The following is a 19,404-nucleotide window of genomic DNA, read 5'->3' on the forward strand; positions in this document are numbered from 1 at the left end:
GAGTTGCCCCGAAATGGAATGGCTGGCGGCGGCGATGGATGTGAGGCGCCGCCGCCAGTCTGGCTGGGTTTACGGGCGAAACCCATGGCGAAGACCGGCCCGTCGGGGGTTGGGGGCAGAGGGCAAGCCGGTCCCGCCAGTCAGGTCCCGGTTCAAAATCGAACCGGGTCCTGATCAGGCCAGGTTCATGGGCAGAGCCACGAACCGGGTTGTGTTGTCGGTCTCGATCCGGAAGAGAACCGCCTTGCGGCCGTCGTTTTCCGCCTTTTCGAGCGCCTTGAGGACATCGTCGGCGGTCTCGATCTTCATGCCGGCGACTTCGAGGATGACATCACCTGTCGCGAGCCGCTTTTCAGCTGCCGGCCCGTCAGGATCGATTTCCGCGATAACGATGCCGTCGCCTTCAAGGCCGGCTTCAGCCTTGGTGGTGACAATCAGTCCGAGATCATCGAGGCTGGTCTTTGTGTCATCGACCTGTGGTTCTGCCACCGCTTCTGAAACCTGCTGCTGATCCTGCAGGCGTCCAAGCGTAACGGAGATGTCCTGCTGCTTTCCGTCGCGCCAGATCGTGACATCGACCTTGGTGTCAGGTTCGAATGCTGCAACGATCTTGGAGAGGTCACGCGGACCTTCCACGTTGGTGCCGTTGACAGCGAGAATGGTGTCGCCTGAGCGCAGGCCAGCCTTCTCAGCCGGGCTGTTTTCCTGCGCTTCCGCGACAATCGCGCCGCGGGCCTCATTGAGACCAAGGCTTTCCGCGATATCATCGGTAACGTTCTGGATCTGAACGCCGAGCCAACCACGGACGACTTTTCCGTCATCCTTTAGCTCCATGATGACATCTTGCGCGGTCGAAGCCGGGATTGCGAAAGCAATGCCGACATTGCCACCGGACGGCGAGAATATCGCCGCATTCACACCAATCACCTCACCATTCATGTTGAAGGCGGGTCCACCGGAGTTGCCCCGGTTTACAGGTGCGTCAATCTGGATGAAATCGTCGTAAGGACCCGCGCCGATGTCGCGTCCGCGGGCAGACACGATACCTGCGGTCACCGAACCGCCAAGGCCAAACGGGTTTCCGATCGCAACGGTCCATTCTCCGACCTGCGGAGCTTCATCCGCGAAGTCGACATAGGTGAAGTCCTCGCCGCCTTCGACTTTCAAAAGGGCCAGGTCAGTCCGCTTGTCCGCGCCGATCAGGGTCGCATTGTACTCATCGCCCTTTTGATCGATCACGGTGAATTCGGTGCCACGGTCAATCACGTGATGGTTCGTAACGACAAATCCGTCCTTGGAGATGAAGAAGCCGGAACCCTGGGACATGCCATACTGGCGCGGTGAACGGCGCTGGTTCTGTCCCTCTTCACCGCCACGTCCGCCAAAGTCGCGGAAGAAGCGCTCGAACGGATGACCGTCCGGCGTGCCTTTGAAAAATTCTTCGAAGCCATTGCCACCGTTGAAATTCATCATACGCGGCGCGGCGTCCTGCTTCACACGCACACTGACCACCGCCGGGCTCACCGTACGCACGACGTCAGAAAAGTCTGTCGGCGCCGCAGCATCAACACGCACCGGTTCGGCTTGCGCGAGCTGGCTCGGAACAAGGGTCTGAGCGGTTAGGGCACCGGCAGCGCCAAGTGCGACAACTCCAGCCAGCAATTTGGCGCGGCGGGACCGCAAAGGAGAGACTGACCCACGATTTTTCATATTTTCTTCCTCTGTCGACATAACTATTGGAGGCCATGAATGAAGCACGCAGGGACCTGCGCTTCTGGCTCAGGGAAGAAGGTAGGTAAGTCAGCCTTACCGTTGCCTGTCGGGGGAATTACAATTTCGTAACGTTCACTTCCGACGATGCCGCCACGGGCAATGGACGGTGACGAACACTGTGCTTCGTTCTTGTTTTTATTGAATAATTTAGAAAACTATTTGAGAAGCTTTTTTCATAACATCAGGTTCAGTTTCAGCGTGGAAAAAAGGTTGCCTGGTCCCCTGCCCGCCAGGGCACCCACTTCGGCATCACGCTTTGAAACCTGTTCGACGCCTCGAACGACTCGAGCCAGTTTTTCAGGGATTGCCAATCCTGGGCATCGAACCAGGCACGATCCGTATTTGCAAATTGGCGGACGAAAGGAAGGATCGCGAAATCCGCGATTGTTGCCCGGGTGCCAAAGAGCCAGCCACCGTGCTCAAGACGTTCGTCCAACTCGACAAGAAAGCGAGATGCGGCCGAACGTTCCTCTTCTCGCAGAGCGTCCGGGTACCGTGTACTGTATTTGTAGCGATCAAGGTGCGTCTTGAACGAGCCGTCGCACTTTCCGATCAGCGCCAACATCTGCGCTGGCCCGCCCTGTTCAGACTGCAACCACCTGTCCGGGTCCGAGATCTCCAACGCCCATTGCATAATTTCAAGACTTTCGTCCAGAACCTCGTTGTCCAATTTCAAACACGGCACTGTCGCGGTGGGCGAGGTCTTGAGGAAGTCGGGGGCCTTGTCCCGAAGGACGATTTCGCGAAGCTCCACAACCTGTCCGCTTGCCGCAATCGCAAGACGGGCCCTGATCGCATAGGGGCAGCGGCGGAAGGAATACAGGATGGGTCGCGCACTCATGCCCGTCCCATGACGCAAGTCTCCGCAAAGGTCAACTGTACGCTTTGGTTGTATTTTATATACCTGAAGCTCTAATTTTCACGAGATGTAAAGGATATGCCCTGATACTGAACGCATAGGGTATCGACATGTCACAATCACTGCTTCAACTTGCCAAGGACAGTTCTTCAGAAAAGAAACATCAGCTCGCAGAGCATGTAACGGGACTACTTACGTCGCGTTCTGAAGAAGATAGCTCTCGAGAAACCGATCTTCTGAACAATATGCTTGAAGGGGTTTACGACTCCCTCGCCCCGGAAGCCAGGCAGAAAATGTCGGAACAGCTGGCAGAAGTGAAAGTGACGTCCTCAAAACTGGCGGCAACTATGGCCAGTGACGAGCTGTCAATTGCGCATGCGATCCTAGAGCGCTCCAGATCCATCTCGGAAGACACACTGATCGAAATTGCCCAGACCAAGGACCAGGGCCACTTGCTGGCCATGGCAAAGCGCGATCACATCAGCAAGAAGCTCTCAAAGCGGCTGATCGAGCGTGGTGGCAAAGAAGTCAAACAGACGCTTGCTACAAATCTTGGTGCCGAACTCGAGATGCCGGTCTTTGAGGACCTGGTCAAAGAAATGCCGAAACAGCTCGGCGACCGGATGCGTCACCTGCGCAAGTCCAACGAAGAGCTCATTGAGGACCTGTTCCGGGAAGACGGAGAAATCGCGTCGGGCGCGAAACTCGAGAAAAAGCCTTCAAAAATCAGCCCGAAGGCCTGGCTCGCCGGTATCCGGCTTGGCAAGACCAATTTGAACAAGGCCGTCTACCAGCTCTGCATTGAACACAACCTTCTGGACATCGTCGGTCTTCTGTCGGTGTTTTCAGACCTTGAGATGAAATACGTTCACAACCTGATGGTCCGCTTCGACGCAACAGGGATCGCGAGCGTGTGCCGGGCCAGCGGTATAGGCGCGCGCGAGTTCCAGGCAATCTGCAAGGAGCGCTGCAAGCACCTGAAATTCCCTGAAAGCACCGGCAGCAAGTGGCTCACCAACTACCACATGCTGGACGACACCGACGCACGGCGGCTGATCGCCGTCATGAAAGTCAAACTGGAAAGCCGGCCTGCGCCAAAGGCAGCTTGAGATCACCACCGGACCAGCAATAATCCGCCCCGCCCGGCACCAGCACGATCGGCCGGTTTGGCTATCGCGCTCTTAACCGCGGCATACCGAATGCAAATCGACCGGTGTGGCCGACAACCGAAAAAAGCACGGCCACAGTGGAACATGTGACCGTGCAATAAAAAAATACCTTGCACGCTTTGAGGCTCGGGCGAACCAAAGCACAAAAATTTCTTCAAGTAACTTCTAGTTTTGTCCAAACATGCTCGCGCCCGCATTACGCTTTTGTTTTTCGGTCCGCTGTAAAACCGATACCGGATCTTTCCTGGATACGCATTCCCCAATTGGGTAATGACCATAAAATTTGCCCTCGATAAATTTTGTACATATTTAGTATTCAGAGCTTCGGTTGCAGACTTGTTGTGTGAGTTGTCACGTCGAAATGCAGACCAGAACGAAGAAGAGCTTGGCGCGCGTTTTCTCGATTTTACCGGAGGATCGGATCGAGCAAGCGGTCAATGTAACCCTTCAGCGCTTGAAGACAGTTGAAACACGGGCGAAATCGAGCCTGAAATGGGCCGATTTCGACGAAAACGGCCGCTTTGTTCGCGGCGGCATTACGGAACTTTCGGACTACAAGGTCCAGATGGTCTCAAAACCTGAAGACGACCCGGACCTTCAAGACATGGCGGATCATGTTGCCGACGGGTTTGCAGAACCGGGTCGGGTGATTTGCAATGAAGACTGCAGTCAATTCACGCTTTTCCTGCCTGACCGTGTCTCGACACCGCATTCTGCACCGGTGCCGAGGTTGCGCGGTTTCATCATTGATTTTTCGGTCTTCAAGAAAATCCATCTCACCTTCCACAGTGAAAACCGATTGACCGACGCCGAAACGCTGGTGGCCTTCCAATTGCTCGCCGGGATCTCGCTGCATCACGCGGCTTCCCTTGACAGTGTGAAGGTGGAGACCAAGCGCGCACAGATTAAGACCGCTGCAGCAAAAATGCAGTGCACAGGTCAGCTCGATCTTGTCAGGTTGCTTATGGGCCAACTTTCCATCATCAGCGTCATCGCAGACGACGAAACGCGCCACGCCTCCTTTGCCGAGGCGTTCATCGCCGAAAAAATGGGGAACGACGCACGCCTGGTTGTTGAACGGCTTTCGAACGGTCAGATCTTGCGCTGCATCGAAGTCGGCCCGGCAGATGGGCAACCTGTCGTCGTTTTGCACGGCATGATGTTCGGAATGTTGCTTTCGGGCGCCTCACCCTATCTGAAAGCGGGAGGACTGCGGTTACTCATGCCGTTGCGGCGCGGCTATCTCGACGCCCGGCCCATGCTTGACCTCACGGCTGGAGACAATCTGGTCGAGGAAAGTTTCAGCGACCTTTCCCTGTTCCTGGAGCGGCGCAACCTGAAGGACGCAACCCTTCTTGGACATTCGCTTGGCGCTGTGCTTGCGATGCACTATGCCGCCCGGTTTCCCGGACATGTCGGCAAGTTGGTATTGCTTTGCGCAAACACTGCCGGGACCGACGACGAACGCGACAGCTATACCGACATGCTTTATGGGGGATACAAGTCCCTGGGGGAGGCAAATTCGCTCTCCAGAGCGATCACGCTGGAGTTCAGCCGGCACTATCCGGATGAGCAGACGGCGAAAACCATTCTGGATCGCATGTTCAATGCATCAAAAGCCGACCTGTCAGCAATGGCCGGCCATGGGACTGCCGCAGCCGTCCATTCCTGGTTCCCCAGTCTTTATCGAAGTTCCGTTGCAGGTATTTCGGACGATTATGATTTCGTCATGAAGGAACTGCTTCCGGCCTCCCCTCTGGAGACCGATTGCCTGTTCGTCCACGGCAGCGATGATCCCCTCACGCCCGTCAGCACAATCGAAAGTCTCGTCAAACCTTGGCAAAACGCCCGTCTAACGACAATTCAAGGAGCTGGGCACTTTGCGACGGCCAGCCATTCACACGAAGTGTGGAGAGAAGTTGCCAGCTATCTGCACTGCGCTTCCGGTTGAATATCCACTGTACTTTGCGCTGGAAACCAAACACGCAGTCTGGTTGACGCAGGAAGTGAATAGGCGCGACCGTTCCCTTAAGACATTTGCATAACTTCAAGAATTTGTTCCGATTTCCAAGTTAGTCTTGGCGTGGGAAGGTGCAATATCACAAAGGTTGCTACCGATTGCTTCGCGCATATTGATGAAACCGCGTCGTGTGAATTTTCCTATTGCGCTTTATCCTCTTGTAAACTGTCTACGGTGTATAGTCAGAGCCAAATGAATGGATGGATCCGACATGCTCAATGATCTTCTCAACCAAGCTCAGGACAGCTCACCTGAAAAACGTCACAAGCTGGTTGAACATGTCACCGACCTTTTTGTGACCGGTGCGGAAAGCTACCAGACGGAAGAGATTTCGCTTTTCAACGCTGTTCTTGAGCGCATGCTTCCAACGATGGAACATGATCAGAAGAAAGATGTCTCGGAGCGATTGGCGCCAATCGACTCAACGTCTCAAAAGATCGCTTATGAGCTGGCCAGCGACGAGATCGACGTCGCGCGGCCGATGCTGACATCCTCCAACGCTCTGAAATCAGATGATATCCTGCGCCTTGCCAAAACGATGGGCCAAGGCCACCTGCTTGCGATTTCGCAGCGCGATCATCTCGAAGCCAAGGTCACCGACGTTCTGCTTGAACGCGGCGAAAGCCCGGTCAAACGGTCCGTTGCCGCAAACTCCGGAGCCGAGCTTTCCGATTGGGGCGGACGTCTGCTGGTGAAACTGGCTGAGCGGGACGACAAGATCCGTGATGCAATGATCGAGCGTTCAGACGTTTCGGAAGACGACTACGAGAAACTGATCTCGCAGATGCCTGAAGTTCAGCAGGCAAAGATCCGGAAAATGCGTGAAGAGAACGAGCAGTTGGTTCTGTCCCTCTTCCACGAGGCCAGCAAGGTTGTTGCAAGCACGAAACTTGAGCGCAAGAACAGCAGGATCAACGTCAAGGTTGCCCTGAAGGACATTCGCGAGGGACGCGGCTCGATCAACCAGGCGATGACCCAGCTTTCCCTGTCCAACAACCTGTTCGATATCTGCTTCCTGCTCGCGCAAATGGCAGGGCTGGACCAGAAATACGTGACGAATGTCATGGTGCGTTACGACGCGACGGGTGTGGCCGTCCTGTGTAAGGCCATGGGCGTCGACAAAAACGGTTATACGGCCCTTTGTCGCGCACGGGCGACCAACAACAAACAGCCGCAGACGACTGTCCAGAACTGGATTAACGACTATCAGGAACTCACGGAAAAGGACGCGCGCAGACTGCTCTCGTTCATGAAGATCCGTTTGAGCACGCTCGAAGAGCAGGCCGCCTGACCGGCTGCCTGCGCTTTCAACCCGCTATTCAGCTCCGATTTCCCGCGTCACAACAGCAGCACCTGCTTCAAGGGTGCGATGCACCGGACACTTGTCCGCAATTTCGAGCATTCTCTGGCGCGTCGCACTGTCCAGATTTCCTTCCAGCGTGATGAGCCTTTCGAACCTGTCGATTTTGCCACCACGCTCCTTCTGATCATCCGTACATTCTTGGCAGTCCGACGCGTGGACCTTGTCATGCAGGACTCGCGTGCCGATCCGGTCGACGTTGAGCCCCTTCCGGTCCGCGTACATGCGTAAGGTCATGACCGTACATGCGCCCAAAGCTGTGGAAAGGAATTCATAAGGCGACGGTCCGCTGTCAAATCCGCCAAAGTCAACCGGTTCGTCCGCAATCATCCGGTGGTGCCCGACGGCGACCATTGACTGGAACTTCCCCTGCCCGGTTTCCATCACTTCTACGCCTTCCTTGACCACCTGGGATGCGGCCTTTGCTTCCGTATCCAGATAGCCGCTCACCCAGCCTGCAATCACCCTGGACGCATAAATCGCGTCTTCGCTGCGTGTGAGCAGGTGATCGGCCTTGTCGAGCGAAACGAAGCTTTTGGGATGTTTCGCTGCAACAAAGATGTTGGTCGCATTATCGATGCCGACCGTGTCATCAAGCGGTGCATGCATCACCAGCAGGGCCTTGCCCAGATTTGCGGCCTTACTGCGCACGGTCTGGGCTTCAAGGTCATCCAGAAATTCCTTGCGGATCGTGAATGTTCGCCCGGCAAGGTCGACATCACCGGCGCCTTTCTCGCGGATCTCGTCAACTGACCCTCCAAAATTATGGACAACGTGGTCTGCGTCGGACGGCGCACCTATCGTCACGACAGCACGCGCCTCCGGAATGTCTGCGGCAACCGATAAAATGGCCGCGCCACCGAGTGAATGTCCGATCAGAAGCTGTGGCGCTTCATAATTCCTTCTGAGAAAATCTGCCGCAAGCTTGAGATCTTCCACATTGGAGGAAAACCCCGTAGAGGAAAAGTCACCACCGCTGCCGCCCAGGCCGGTAAAATCAAAGCGCAGAACGGCAATGCCCTCGGCACTGAGCGCACCGGCGATGTGCCGGGCTGCCGGAATGTCCTTGGAACAGGTAAAACAATGCGCAAAGAGCGCAAAAGCGCGGATCTTGCCGGCCGGCAGATCAAGGCGTGCAGCCAGTTTGGCGCCGTGAGCCCCGTCAAATTCCAGTTTCAAAGGTCGATTTGCCATGGTTCAGCCCTCCAGCTCTTCATCGCGCCTGAGATAAGCACGAACGCGTGTCTTGCAAATCACGGCAAGGTGTGAGCGCTGTGATGAGACGAACGCCGCAGAGACAATGCTGCGCAAGCGAGCGAGCCGCCCGCAGATCGCCTCTTTCGGATCCATGCCGCTCGGTTCGGTATCGGACTTTGCGTTCCAGGTGCCATTGGGCCTGAAGGCGTCAGACAAATTCCTTGAATGTCGCGAGAGCTTCCCGGTCATACCCCTGGGATGCTGTCCAGAGTTGTCTGGTGTACTCGTGCTTGACGTTTCCGGTTCGCATCTGTTCTTCGCTCATCTCTTCAACGATTTCTCCGCGATTCATAACAGCTATCCTGCTGCACAAATGGCCGACAACCGCGAGATCGTGACTGACCATGATATAGGTCAGTCCGTGCGTCTTCCGCAGAGCGGAGAGAAGATTGAGAATTTCCGCCTGCACGGAGACATCAAGGGCGCTTGTGGGCTCATCCAGTAAAATGACCCTGGGCTCAAGAATGAGCGCACGCGCAATCGCCACGCGTTGCCGCTGGCCGCCGGACAGCTGATGCGGATACCGGAAACGGAACTCCGGACCAAGCCCGACCTCCGTCAGGATTTTCAAGACGCGGTCCTCACGGTTTTTCAAGCCGTGAATAATAAGTGGTTCGCTCAGCGTGTCGTCCACCGTTCGGCGTGGATGCAACGAGCCGTAAGGATCCTGGAAGACCATTTGCATGTGTTTTCTGGAAGCGACCGAGCGTTTTCCTTGCAGTGGTTTACCGGCGATACGTATCGTGCCCGTCCAGTGCGAATAGATCCCCACCATGGCCCTCAGCACCGTCGATTTACCGGATCCCGATTCACCAACGATGCCGTAGCTCTCTCCTTCGGCAACAGTCAGATTGGCGTTTTTCACCGCTGCAATCTGCGACTTTCCCGAGCCGAATGTAATGCCCAGATGCTCGATTTCGATCATCGGGAAGCGCCTCCGGAAAGACCGTCTTCATGCAGCCAGGCTGGATCCCGCTTCAGGACAGGCAGATCGTCGTGCCGGCCATCGAGTTTCGGGAGGCAATTCAGCAGTCCCTTGGTGTAGGGATGCTGGGCCTTGTCGAGATGCTTTGCGTCCAGGGTCTCCATGATCCTGCCGCCATACATGACCAGAACGCGATCGCAGAAACTCGATACCAGATTGAGGTCGTGGCTGATCAGCACAAGACCCATGCCGCGCTCGCGCACCATGTCGTCAAGAAGCGACAGGACCTGCATCTGAACGGTTACATCGAGCGCGGAAGTCGGCTCATCAGCGATCATGACTTGAGGATTGGTAATCAGCATCATGGCGATCATGATGCGCTGTCCCATGCCACCGGACACCTGATGGGGATAGAGCGAATAGACTTTCTCCGGCTCGCGGATGCGAACGGTCTCCAGCATCGAAAGCGCACGTTTTTTCGCTTCGGCGCGCGAGACGTGTTCGTGCCGCCGGCAGGATTCAGCGATTTGGCCGCCAACGGTGAGAACCGGATTGAGCGAGTATTTCGGATCCTGCATGATCATCGAAATACGGGAGCCCCTGATGGAGCGCATGGTCTTTGCATTGGCCTTCATCAGGTCCATGCCGTCGAACATCATCCTGCTGGCGTCGATCCTGCCGTTTCCGGCTGTCAGGCGCAAAAGTGCCCTGCCCGTCTGCGATTTGCCGGATCCTGACTCGCCGACAATTCCCAGACGCTCACGGCCGAGGTCAAAACTGACGCCACGCACAGCATGAACGGGACCCTTTGGCGTTGAGAACGTGACGTGCAGATCGCGCACAGAAATGAGGGGGGCTTCGGCCTCAAACCCTGTCGTTTCCAACTTGTTCATCCTCAGTGCCCCCCGGAGCTGCGCGGATCAAGCACGTCCCGCAGGCCGTCGCCAAGAAGGTTGAACCCAAGCGAAACGACGAGAATGGCTATCCCGGGAATGGTCGGAACCCACCACTGGTCAAGTAGGTAGTCGCGGCCGGAAGCAATCATGGCGCCCCATTCGGCAAGCGGCGGCTGCGCGCCAAGCCCAAGGAAGCCCAGCCCAGCCGCTGTCAGGATAATGCCCGCCATGTCGAGCGTCAGCCGGACAATCGTGGAAGACAGGCACATGGGCATGATGTGCGCGAACAGGATCCTGATCCGAGACGCCCCCATGATTTGTGCGGCCATGATGTATTCGCTGTTTCGCAGTGTCAGCGTTTCGGCGCGGGCAAGGCGCGCATAGGGCGACCATGTGGTCAGTGCGATGGCAAGCACCGCGTTTTCCAGTCCGGGTCCGAGAACGGCCACAAAGGCCAGCGCGAGAATGAGACGCGGAAAGGCGAGGAAAATGTCGGTAATGCGCATCAGCGTCGCATCAACAACCCCGCCAAGAAGACCCGCCGTCGTTCCGATGATCAAGCCGATCGGCATGACAATGATGGACACAAGGAAGATGATGTAGAGCGTGACCCTCGAGCCCCAGACTATGCGCGCAAAAATGTCCCTGCCGAGCTCATCCGTTCCGAACCAGTGTTCGGCACTTGGCGGCGCAAGGCGGTTGGCGAGATCCTGTGTCGTACCGTCCCCACCTGCGATCCACGGCGCGAACAGAGCCACGAAACACAGAAAGAGAACGATTGCCAGACCGAACATGGCAATCGGATTGCCCTTGAAGGCGAGCCAGCCGATGTAAATCCTCTGGCATTTTGCCTGGAATGCGTTGCGGGGCGTGTCTGCAAGCAACCAGGAGGATTCGTGACCGAGACTGCTTTGCGACATCACTTGGCCCTCGGATCAACGATCCGATAAAGCATATCGGACAACATGTTGATGAACACAAAGGAGATACCGACGACAAGCGTCCCGCCGATCACCGCGTTCATATCCGCATTGAACAGCGAGTTCGTGATGTATTGGCCGATACCCGGCCAGGCAAAGACGGTTTCAGTCAGGACCGATCCCTCCAGCAGGCTTGCGTAGGTCAGGCCGATGATCGTGATCAACTGAACAAGCACGTTCCGGAATGCGTGATACCAGATCACTGTCCCTTCCCGCAGTCCTTTGACGCGCGCGGTCAGGACATATTCCTGATTGAGCTGGTCGAGCATGAACGAGCGTGTCATGCGGGCGATGTAGGCCAGTGAATAGATTGCAAGCATGGAGGCAGGCAGGATTACGTGGGACAGCGCGTTATGAAAAACGTCCCATTCCCCGGCGATCGCAGCATCGATCATGATGACCCCGGTCACCGGATCGACGATCCCGTCATAAAAGAAATCGATGCGGCCCGGCCCGGCGACCCAGTCAAGCTTTGCGTAAAACACGAGAAGTGCCACCATACCGAGCCAGAAAATCGGTATGGAATGGCCCAGCAGCCCGACGACTCGCACCACGTGATCGATCAGTGTCCCTTGCCGCACTGCGGCCAGCACGCCGGCGGGAATGCCGATAATCATACCAACGACAGTCGCGATCGTCGCCAACTCGAGAGTTGCCGGGAAAAAGCGCTTTATGTCCTCCAGAACAGGCTGCCCGGTCATGACCGAACTGCCAAAGTCCCCGCGCAAGATATCGCCCAGAAAAATGAGATACTGCTGCCAGATCGGCTTGTCGAGGCCGAGCTGGAGATACATTGCGTCATAGACTTCCTTGGACGCCCGGTCACCAACGATCGCAACAACTGGATCGTTGGGCATGATGCGCCCGATGATAAACGTGATCGCGGTCAGGCCGATAAAGGTGAGGATCAGCATGAAGATGCCCCCACCGATTTTCCTCGCCACATCCAGATATGGCCTGAAATCCACCGAGCTTTGCGCTGTGGAACTGTCGGTCATTCCGGATGCCCCCGGTTTCAAAACCTGTTTACGTAAAGTCGCGCTTCCCCATCCTGACGATGAGGAAACGCGTTGCAAGTCTCAGACGGCCACGCGCGCCGCAGTGGTTTGGCGCGCGAAGCCGTGCCTGGCTTATTTGGAGACCGTCTTGTAGAAGGCCTGGTCGGAGGTTACGCCGTTCACGAAGCCTTCGACATTCGCCCGCTGGCCGAATGTGCCGATAGCCTGGAACATGATCGTGAAGGGCGAATCTTCCTGAACCATCTTCTGCAGCTTGGCGTAGATTTCCTCACGGACCTCCGGATCGGACTCGGCCGCGGCCTGATCCGTCAACTCGGTCAGACCCTCTGCCGGCCACGCATTGCGCCAGGTGAGCTTGCCGGTGAGCTTAGCCTCGAAGTTGTTATCCGGATTATGCGCGAAAGCATCAGCGTTGGAATGTGGATCGGAATAATCCGGGCCCCAGCGGGCAACGATCAGCTCGTGCTTGCGCGCACGATATTTCGGCCACAGTGTCGCGCCATCAGACAGAATGATTTCAGAATCGATCCCGAGTTCCTTCAAACTCGCCTGGACGCTCTGGGCCACTTCGGTAAACGGTGACTTGTTCAGCGTGTCGATCGTGATTTTTGTTCCGGCGTCGAGTCCGGCATCTGCTATCAGCGCCTTTGCCTTGTCCATGTTGTAGCTGTAAGGCGTATCGGTTGCAGCTGCCCACATGCCAGAGGGCCAGAAGTTCTGATGGATCTTGTACTGACCATCCAGGAACGACCCGACCATACCGTCATAGTCGACCATGTATTTCAACGCTTCGCGGACTTCCGGCTTCGAAAGGACCGGATGATCCATATTGCTCGCCAGGTACATCAGATAGCCCTTGGGATAGCTTTCCGCAGAAACATCCGAATTGCCGGCCAGACCCTTGAGCTGGTCCGCGGTCAGTTCCATCGCCGCGTCGACATCGCCTTTTTCCAGCAGAAGTCGTTGTGCGGAGGGTTCCGCCACGTGACGGATAACGACGCGGTTCATGGCCGGTTTGCCCTGGCGATAGTCGTCAAAGGCTTCCAGCATGACAACTTCGTTGGCCTTCCAGGTCTTAAGCTTGTAAGGACCCGATCCTGCGGAGTTGTCCTTCAGCCAGGCATAACCCATATCGCCGTCGACTTCGTGCGCTTGAACTTCCTTCATGTCGACGATGGACGCCACGCTTGAAGACAAGAGGTTGAGAACGAGCGCAGGCGAGAGGTCTGCGAGAATGTTGATTTCGACCGTACCGTCGTCGACGGCAACCACAGCCTCATCGACATTGTCGGCCGTCCAGCCAATCTGCTTGATGATGAATGCCGGTGTCTTGTCCAGTTTTACTGCGCGGCTCAAAGAGTACGCAACATCTGCTGCCGTTACCGGATTGCCGGAATGGAACGTCAGGCCTGGACGCAGCTTGACCGTAATTTTCTTGCCGTCAGGAGAGAATTCGTAGGATTCGGCAATACCGCCGACTAGCTTGGTCAGGTCGTCCGGTTCGAAAAGAAACAGCCTTTCATAAATATTGGCGACAATCCTGCTGCCCGTGAACTCAAAACACTCGGCGGGGTCCAGCGTAATGGCGTCCGCAGTATTTCGGGCAATCACAAACGTGTCGGCAGGTGTAGCAGCAAGTGCCGGAAAGGCCACGGATGCCGCCAGCACCGTGGCAAGTGAAAGGCTTTTCAGTGGTGTTGTAAATCTCACGATCATTCCCCCTCTGGAACAAAACGGATGGGATGGTGCCGGGTGGACCCGGCGGGATCGTATGCGGTTTCGCTTCGTTTTCTGAGCAAGGTTTCCGCACCTGAAAGAAAAGCTTATATCGATTGCTTGAATTCGACCAACAGCCTTGTTATGCAAATTTTGCATAGTATTTCGCATTGCTCACAATTTTAGCACGCACCGTGAAGGGAAGACGGTGGAAACAAACTGGCTGACGGACTTTCTGGTGCTGAGCAAGCTGGGAAATTTTTCCCAGGCAGCGGACGAGCGCAACATCACGCAGTCGGCGTTCAGCAGGCGCATAAAAGCCCTTGAGACCTGGCTCGGAACTGAATTGTTCGATCGCAGCAGCTATCCGGTCTCACTGACCCAGGAAGGTCAGGTCTTCCGCGCGACCGCACAGAATGTTTTGCGAGAACTTGAACTCAACCGCGTGGAATTTCAGCGGCGGAAGTCCGGAACGACACCTGACATCAGGCTCGCGGCGTCAACGTCCCTGGCTCTCAGCTTCGTTCCTGAATGGCTGCAACAAATCAAGGCGCATTGCGGGCCGTTTTCCGTGTCCATCGACACCTATGACTTTTATGAAATGATCGAATTGCTGGGCGACCGCAAGATGGATCTTGTAGTGCTCTATTATAAGCCAGAAGTTCCGGCATTTTTTGAGCATCAGGAGTTTGACGCAATCAAATTGGGCTCAGATACTATGCATCTTTGTACTGCGCTGGACGCGAATGGACGACCGGCCTTCGATGTCAATCATCCTCCCAAAAACGGACTTGAATATATAGGCTACGGTCAAACAGGGTATTTTTCGAAAGTCGAGGATCTTCTTTTTTCGTCGATGACACCACAGGATCCGACATTCGTCCGTACGTCTCAAAGCGGGACCTGCGAATTCATGAAGCGACTGGCGCTATTGGACCAGAAGATGCTTTGGCTGCCCGCCTGCAGCGCCTATGACAGCGTCATGGCCGGTGATTTTGCTTTGGCAGGCAACGGCAAATACGACACGGAACTGGAGATCTGGGCCTACAAAAAACGCGAGACCAGGTCGTCGCTGATTGAAACCATCTGGACGCTTTTGAAATCAGACCCGTGCACAAGCCACCTCAAGAAGTTTCGACTCTTGTGACTTCGCGACGGAGACGATCCGGCTCGGAAGTCCACTCCCGGGAATTCAACGCAAAACGAACCCCAAAAACCCAGCCGGAGTCCTTGAGCCTCTTGGCGCGTCTTCACCCGGTCTCGTCGCGATCGGATTTTTTCAAAAGAGCGTTGAGACGCTCCTCTTCCTCGTCCGATAATTTCGACGGACTGGATGTCGCCAACTGCTGCATGAGCTGCGATCTCTTTCGGAGCGCGAGGCCAATCGCGATGAGACCGGCGATCAGGGCGATGGGTCCCGCAGCCCACAAAAAGAAGGTGTGCCAAGCGAATTTCGGTTTGAGTAGAACGAACTCACCATAACGCGACACAAGATAGTCAATCACCTGACCATCACTGTCCCCGGCAACGAGGCGTTCGCGCACGAGCACGCGAAGATCCTTCGCAAGCGGGGCGTCGCTGTCATCGATCGACTGGTTCTGGCAGACCATGCAGCGCAGTTCAGCCGAAAGCGCGCGCGCCCGAGCCTCAAGAGCCGGGTCGTCGAGAACCTCGTCCGGCGCCACCGCTTGAGCAGGTGCGATCAACACGGACAAAAACAGAAACAGAGCCGTCAGGCACTTGAGAAACATGTGACTACTCCGCCGCCGCCGGCTGTGCTGTCTTGCGCCGCGAGGCCGGTTTCGGGGCGCCAATCCGGAGCCGGCGATCGGCCATTGAGAAAACCGCACCCAGTGACATGATGACACAACCGATCCAGATCAGCGTGATCAGCGGCTTGAAATAGACGCGAACGTCGATCGCCCCATCGCCTCGGCTTTCTCCCATGGACAGGTAGATCTGGGAAAATCCGATTGTATGGATCCCCGCTTCCGTCGTCGGCATTTGCCGTGCCGTATAGACGCGCTTGGACGGGTCAAGTTCCGTCACCAGAACACCACCCTGACGAATGGTGAAGTGACCGACTTCTTCAACATAGTTCGGTCCTCGTCGCGGAGCGGCGCCGTCGAAGGTGACCTGATACCCGGACACCTCGACCGTGTCGCCCGGTCGCATGGTTTCAATGCGTTCTTCCTGGAAGGCAGACGCCGTCACAATCCCGAGGACCGTTACGCCGACACCGAAATGCGCGACGACTGTCCCCCAGGCAGAGCCTGGAAGCCCCACAAGGCGGGCGAAACCACGTTTCGGCCCGATCTCGAAGAACTTCACACGCGTGACGATTTCCGAAACAGCGCCGGCCATCACCCACACAGCCAGTCCGACACCAAGGGGCGCAAGAACCTTTTCCATGCCCCACAGCCAGAAGGTGAACAGCGTGAAGACCAATGCGAGGCCGAACGCCACATAAAGTCTTTGGCTCGCCGCCAGAAGGTCACCGCGTTTCCAGGCCAGGATCGGGCCGAACGGAACAGCCAGCAAAAGCGGGATCATCAGCGGGCCGAAGGTCAAGTTGAAGAACGGCGCTCCTACGGAAATCTTCTCTCCGGTGACTGCATCGAGAGCAAGCGGATAGAGCGTTCCGACAAAGACTGCCGCGCAGGCTGCCGTCAGGAACAGATTGTTCAAAACCAGACCGCCTTCCCGGCTGATCGGTGCAAACAGGCCGCCCTGCTTCAGCATCGGTGCCCGCCATGCGTAAAGCGCCAGGGAACCGCCGATGAAGAAGACGAGCAATCCAAGGATGAACACTCCGCGCGCCGGGTCCGTTGCAAAGGCGTGAACCGATGTCAGCACGCCGGAGCGGACCAGGAATGTACCAAGGAGCGACAGCGAGAACGTGAATATGGCAAGCAGCACCGTCCAGATCTTGAGGGCTTCGCGCTTTTCCATGACGATCGCGGAGTGAAGCAGCGCCGTGCCCGCAAGCCAGGGCATGAAGCTGGCATTTTCGACCGGATCCCAGAACCACCAGCCACCCCAGCCGAGTTCGTAGTAGGCCCAGTAGGAGCCCATGGCGATCCCGAGCGTCAGGAAGCACCATGCAAGCAGGGTCCACGGGCGCACCCACCGGGCCCATGCGGCGTCCGTACGCCCCAAAATCAGCGCGGCAACGGCAAAAGAGAACGTGATGGAAAAACCCACATAGCCGACATAAAGGAGCGGTGGATGTATGGCGAGGCCGATATCCTGCAGGATGGGGTTAAGATCGGCCCCCTCCAATGGCGGGTTGGCAACGCGTGCAAAGGGATTGGACGTCGCCAACAGAAACAGGATGAAACCTCCAGTGACCCAGGCCTGGACAGCCAGCGTCGCCGCCTTGAGATCCTTCGGCAAATTGCCGCCAAAGACGCCAACAAGCGCGCCGAAAAAAACCAGGATGAGCACCCACAGGAGCATGGACCCCTCGTGATTGCCCCATACGCCGGTGAACTTGTAAATGAAGGGTTTCGCCGAATGGGAGTTCTGGACGACGTTCAGAACCGAGAAGTCGGACGTCAGATACGCAATCGTCAGCGCGACGAACGATATCATGATCAGCATGAAAAGAGTGACTGAAACCGGAGGTGCTACCGCCATCAGTCTGTCGTCGCCCGTGAGTGCGCCCCACAGTGGCAAAAAGCATTGCACAAGCGTCAGGGCAAAGGCCAGCACCAGCGCATAATGTCCCAACTCAACAATCATGTCCGCGTCCTGTCTCTCCCGGAAAGCCGTTAGTTGGCTTCCCCCTCGCCGCCTTGCCAATGGCCCTGATCCTTGAGGGCTTCGGCCACTTCCTTGGGCATATAGTTCTCATCGTGCTTTGCGAGAACGCTGTCGGCAACAAATGTTCCGTCGGCGTTTACGATCCCTTCGGTGACAACACCCTGCCCCTCGCGGAACAGGTCGGGCAATATTCCCTTGTAGGTTACCGCCACAGCATTCGCCGTATCGGTGACCCTGAAGCTCACCTGTGCATTGTCTGCCCTGACGACGGAACCTTCCTCGACCAGCCCGCCAAGCCGAATACGCTGTCCAGCCGGTATCGACTTTTGCGTGATGTCAGTTGGGCTCTGGAAAAACACGATCTGATCGTTCAAGGCAAACAGGATCAAACCAAGAGCAACGGCAAGGACTGCGCCTGCCGATCCGATCAGTGTCAACCTTCTTTGTTTGCGCGTCATTTGTCTCGTCCGGTTTGCGCCTTCGCGAACCGCTGCCCGCCAGGCTTTTTTGTCTTGTCAGGACCCGCTTAGTCCAAGTGCGCTTGCGGTGTCCTTGATCAGGGACAAATCCGCCGGATTTTCCGCGTAGGCGGCCTGGGCCGCTGCGAGTGTTTCTTCAGCCTTTTGCCGTTCTCCCAAAACGACATAGGCCTGCATCAACCGGTTCCATTCAGCGGCGCTTCCGCCTTCTTGCGACAGCCGTTCCGCAAGACCGGAAACCATGCCTCTGATCATTTCCTGGCGGTCTTCGGCAGACATTTCCTGTGTGGCCTCAATGTCCTGCTGCGATGGTCCGCGCAACGCATTCTCGCCCTGCTGCAGTCCTGCAAGCTGCTGCTTTGCCGCTGCCACCCAGGGAGCTGTTTCATCTGCACCTTCCAGCAAACTTTCCCAGGCCTGAACGGCGGCTTGCGTATTGCCTTCCTGGCCGAGCGCGATTGCCAGGAAGAAACGCGGCTTCACAGCGGTCGGCTCCATGGAAGCCGCCCGTTCAAAAGCCTGTCTTGCGTTTGCGGTGACGAGACCCTGATTGGCCATAGTCAAGGCTTCCCCCATATCCGTGAGCCAGTCCGGCCGCGGTCCAAGGATACGAATGGCGTTCGCGTAGGCCCTCGCGGATGCCTCCGGCTGGCCGCGAGACAGATAGACAGGTGCAATAACCTCCCATCCCTGGCCGTCCTCGGGGTTTTCTGCAAGGTGACGTTCGACGCGTGCTATCAGAACATCGACCGACTGTCCCTCTGCGGGCGCGATCAGCCGCGCGATCAAGGGCTGATCCGGCTCGTCAGGCGAGCCGAGGGTAAAGTAGGTTGCCAGGGCGACGAGCGGCAATGCAGCCAGCGCGAAAGCCTGAGCCGTTTTCATCCGAAGACCGGACGTCCGCATCCGAAACCGTTGTTCGCTCTTGTCGTGCGCAGCAAGCAGTCTGCGGGCAATTTCCGTTCTGGCTGCCTCCGCCGCATCCGGCTCGATCAGCCCGCGTTCCAGTTCCGTATCGATTGCAGTCAGCTGTTCCTTGTAGACAGCCTCGTCGGCACCGCCTGTCGAACCAGACGCCGGTTGCCCTGCCCTTGCCAGCGGCACAAGAACCGACAGGGCGGCAACACCCGTCATAAGTGCCAGTAGGATCCAGAATATCATGAGCGCACAATAGACAGATCAAAGC

The 19,404-nt window shown here is 56.6% G+C and carries 17 protein-coding genes; 4 read left to right on the plus strand and 13 right to left on the minus strand.

Going from position 1 to position 19,404, the window contains the following annotated elements; all coding sequences use genetic code 11:
• Window positions 1-174: 174 nt before the first annotated feature.
• Both Q0915_RS13650 and Q0915_RS13655 read right to left on the minus strand, forming a co-directional pair.
• Window positions 175-1,710, minus strand: a complete 1,536-nt coding sequence (locus Q0915_RS13650) for a Do family serine endopeptidase (protein WP_299472075.1) — start codon at window positions 1,708-1,710, stop codon at window positions 175-177.
• A gap of 256 nt (window positions 1,711-1,966) precedes the next feature.
• Window positions 1,967-2,614, minus strand: a complete 648-nt coding sequence (locus Q0915_RS13655; RefSeq protein WP_299472076.1) for a glutathione S-transferase — start codon at window positions 2,612-2,614, stop codon at window positions 1,967-1,969.
• A 128-nt stretch (window positions 2,615-2,742) separates the two neighbouring features.
• Between Q0915_RS13655 and Q0915_RS13660 the strand changes: the two genes are divergently transcribed.
• The 3 genes from Q0915_RS13660 (at window position 2,743) to Q0915_RS13670 (ending at window position 7,112) form a co-directional block, all read left to right on the plus strand.
• Entirely contained in the window at window positions 2,743-3,741 is a 999-nt protein-coding gene (locus Q0915_RS13660) for a DUF2336 domain-containing protein (protein WP_299472077.1), read from the plus strand.
• 445 nt (window positions 3,742-4,186) lie between these two features.
• On the plus strand, window positions 4,187-5,752 hold the full coding sequence (locus Q0915_RS13665; protein ID WP_299472078.1) for an alpha/beta hydrolase: 1,566 nt from the start codon (window positions 4,187-4,189) through the stop codon (window positions 5,750-5,752).
• 265 nt (window positions 5,753-6,017) lie between these two features.
• On the plus strand, window positions 6,018-7,112 hold the full coding sequence (locus Q0915_RS13670; protein ID WP_299472079.1) for a DUF2336 domain-containing protein: 1,095 nt from the start codon (window positions 6,018-6,020) through the stop codon (window positions 7,110-7,112).
• Between the two features lie 24 nt (window positions 7,113-7,136).
• On the opposite strand, the gene Q0915_RS13675 is transcribed toward Q0915_RS13670, so the two are convergent.
• From Q0915_RS13675 to Q0915_RS13705, 7 genes are all read right to left on the minus strand, one after another.
• Window positions 7,137-8,375 (minus strand): bifunctional alpha/beta hydrolase/OsmC family protein, encoded by a 1,239-nt coding sequence (locus Q0915_RS13675; protein WP_299472080.1) that lies wholly within the window; start codon window positions 8,373-8,375, stop codon window positions 7,137-7,139.
• 3 nt (window positions 8,376-8,378) lie between these two features.
• Window positions 8,379-8,594: a hypothetical protein gene (locus tag Q0915_RS13680; protein ID WP_299472081.1), complete on the minus strand. Its 216-nt coding sequence runs from the start codon at window positions 8,592-8,594 to the stop codon at window positions 8,379-8,381.
• The gene (locus Q0915_RS13685; RefSeq protein WP_299472082.1) at window positions 8,587-9,363 is read right to left on the minus strand and encodes an ABC transporter ATP-binding protein; all 777 of its coding nucleotides are present in this window, start codon (window positions 9,361-9,363) and stop codon (window positions 8,587-8,589) included. Before Q0915_RS13685 ends, Q0915_RS13680 begins: the two co-directional genes overlap by 8 nt.
• The gene (locus Q0915_RS13690; RefSeq protein ID WP_299472083.1) at window positions 9,360-10,256 is read right to left on the minus strand and encodes an ABC transporter ATP-binding protein; all 897 of its coding nucleotides are present in this window, start codon (window positions 10,254-10,256) and stop codon (window positions 9,360-9,362) included. Before Q0915_RS13690 ends, Q0915_RS13685 begins: the two co-directional genes overlap by 4 nt.
• A gap of 2 nt (window positions 10,257-10,258) precedes the next feature.
• The gene (locus Q0915_RS13695) at window positions 10,259-11,179 is read right to left on the minus strand and encodes an ABC transporter permease (RefSeq protein WP_299472084.1); all 921 of its coding nucleotides are present in this window, start codon (window positions 11,177-11,179) and stop codon (window positions 10,259-10,261) included.
• Complete coding sequence (locus tag Q0915_RS13700; protein ID WP_299472331.1) at window positions 11,179-12,153, minus strand: ABC transporter permease; 975 nt, start codon at window positions 12,151-12,153, stop codon at window positions 11,179-11,181. Before Q0915_RS13700 ends, Q0915_RS13695 begins: the two co-directional genes overlap by 1 nt.
• Window positions 12,154-12,369: 216 nt before the next feature.
• The gene (locus tag Q0915_RS13705) at window positions 12,370-13,968 is read right to left on the minus strand and encodes an ABC transporter substrate-binding protein (RefSeq protein ID WP_299472085.1); all 1,599 of its coding nucleotides are present in this window, start codon (window positions 13,966-13,968) and stop codon (window positions 12,370-12,372) included.
• A 214-nt stretch (window positions 13,969-14,182) separates the two neighbouring features.
• Here Q0915_RS13705 and Q0915_RS13710 point away from each other — a divergent pair, with 214 nt between their 5' ends.
• A complete protein-coding gene (locus Q0915_RS13710) occupies window positions 14,183-15,121 on the plus strand; it encodes a LysR family transcriptional regulator (protein ID WP_299472086.1) in 939 nt (312 codons plus the stop codon).
• A 103-nt stretch (window positions 15,122-15,224) separates the two neighbouring features.
• Here Q0915_RS13710 and Q0915_RS13715 read toward each other — a convergent pair whose 3' ends face one another.
• From Q0915_RS13715 to ccmI, 4 genes are read right to left on the minus strand one after another with little or no spacing between them, the layout of a single operon-like run.
• Entirely contained in the window at window positions 15,225-15,725 is a 501-nt protein-coding gene (locus Q0915_RS13715) for a cytochrome c-type biogenesis protein (RefSeq protein WP_299472087.1), read from the minus strand.
• A gap of 4 nt (window positions 15,726-15,729) precedes the next feature.
• Window positions 15,730-17,718, minus strand: a complete 1,989-nt coding sequence (locus Q0915_RS13720; RefSeq protein WP_299472088.1) for a heme lyase CcmF/NrfE family subunit — start codon at window positions 17,716-17,718, stop codon at window positions 15,730-15,732.
• A 29-nt stretch (window positions 17,719-17,747) separates the two neighbouring features.
• Window positions 17,748-18,197, minus strand: coding sequence for a cytochrome c maturation protein CcmE (ccmE, locus tag Q0915_RS13725; protein WP_299472089.1), 450 nt, complete (start codon window positions 18,195-18,197; stop codon window positions 17,748-17,750).
• A 57-nt stretch (window positions 18,198-18,254) separates the two neighbouring features.
• Entirely contained in the window at window positions 18,255-19,379 is a 1,125-nt protein-coding gene (gene ccmI, locus Q0915_RS13730; protein ID WP_299472090.1) for a c-type cytochrome biogenesis protein CcmI, read from the minus strand.
• Window positions 19,380-19,404: the final 25 nt, after the last annotated feature.

Origin of the sequence: uncultured Roseibium sp. (assembly GCF_947494555.1) — a bacterium.
In the GTDB taxonomy this organism is placed as follows: Bacteria; Pseudomonadota; Alphaproteobacteria; order Rhizobiales; family Stappiaceae; genus Roseibium.